This window comes from Streptomyces sp. NPDC005574 (genome assembly GCF_040605435.1).
Lineage (GTDB): Bacteria > Actinomycetota > Actinomycetes > Streptomycetales > Streptomycetaceae > Streptomyces.
The window spans coordinates 1-1,092 of sequence record NZ_JBEXCW010000353.1; the positions used below are offsets into that span (position 1 = coordinate 1).

Below are 1,092 nucleotides of genomic sequence, written 5' to 3' on the forward strand. Positions count from 1 at the left end.
GTTGTTCAGGCCCTTGTGGGAGCGGTGCTCGACCGAGGGCATCACCTGCCGGTGGGCGGCGCCGTAACTGCGGAGCTTGTCGGTGACGATCACCCGAAGACCTCGTCGAGATGCCATTTGTCGCCCGGCCGGGGTTGCCGGCGGGGCAGCGCTGCGGCGTAGGCCGGCCCGAACCGGCGGGTCACTGGTGGATGGTCTCGTAGGACACCTCGATGCCGCGTTCCAGCATCAGCTCCTCGACGTCGCGCAGGGCCACCAGCTCGGCCCGCTCGTCCGTGGTGAGCCGGTCGTCGCGCTCGCCGGCATCCGCCTCGGCCTGCCGGATCCAGCCGCGCAGGGCTCGGGATGCACACCGAGATCAACAGCCAGCTTCTTGATCTGCGGCTTCGGGTCGGGGGCCCGGTACATCCGCACCGCACGCTCACGCAACTCCAACGAGTATTTCCTGGGAGCAGCCATGGTCGATGTTCCTCTCATGAGAACCATCTGACCCTCTGTCACCATCTTCCGCATCTCAGGGGAACCTCAGGCTGGAGAGATGCGGGCAAGGCCGAGCATCACTGTGTGGTGATCGGCGCCGACGGTAGCCGGAAACTGTCGCGACGGGTGGCCAATGAGGAGACTGCACTGCTCCAGTGATCGCCGACGTCCTTTCGCTTAGCGAAGGAAAGCCTGTGACCTGGGCGATCGGCCTCAACGCTGGCGGGCCGCCCTGATGATCGCGCTGCTGACTGGCCACGAGCAGCATGTTCTCTACATCCCCGGCCGCACCGTCCACCACGCCTCCGGCTCTTACCGGGGCGACGGGAAGACGGACGCAAAGGAGCCCTCGTCATTGCCGACCAGGCGCGCATGCGCCGCGACCTTCAGCTGATGCGCCGAGGCGACGAGATCGCCATCAACCTTCGGATTCTCACCTCGCGCCGCTTGGACTGGCCGCGGACCGCACCCGGGCGATCAACCTCGGATATTCAGCGGCTGAGGTGATCTGATCGGGATCAGCAGAAGGTGCCCGTGGCCTGCGAGGATGCGAGTGTTGAGGTCGTATCCGGCGTAGGAGCAGGGGCACCTTCTGGGTGAAGGCTATCGGGT

At 65.9% G+C, this 1,092-nt stretch carries 1 protein-coding gene and 2 pseudogenes; 2 read left to right on the forward strand and 1 reads right to left on the reverse strand.

Annotated elements, in window-relative coordinates; translation table 11 throughout:
- Positions 1-259, reverse strand: a pseudogene (locus ABZT03_RS44690) (IS6 family transposase); the annotation flags it as partial.
- On the opposite strand from ABZT03_RS44690, the gene ABZT03_RS44695 reads away from it, so the two are divergent.
- Positions 188-490, forward strand: coding sequence for a hypothetical protein (locus ABZT03_RS44695; RefSeq protein WP_356050101.1), 303 nt, complete (start codon positions 188-190; stop codon positions 488-490). The pseudogene ABZT03_RS44690 and the gene ABZT03_RS44695 sit on opposite strands and share 72 nt — an antisense overlap.
- A pseudogene (locus ABZT03_RS44700) lies at positions 487-959 on the forward strand (IS110 family transposase); the annotation flags it as partial. The gene ABZT03_RS44695 and the pseudogene ABZT03_RS44700, both read left to right, overlap by 4 nt.
- Positions 960-1,092 lie beyond the last annotated feature (133 nt).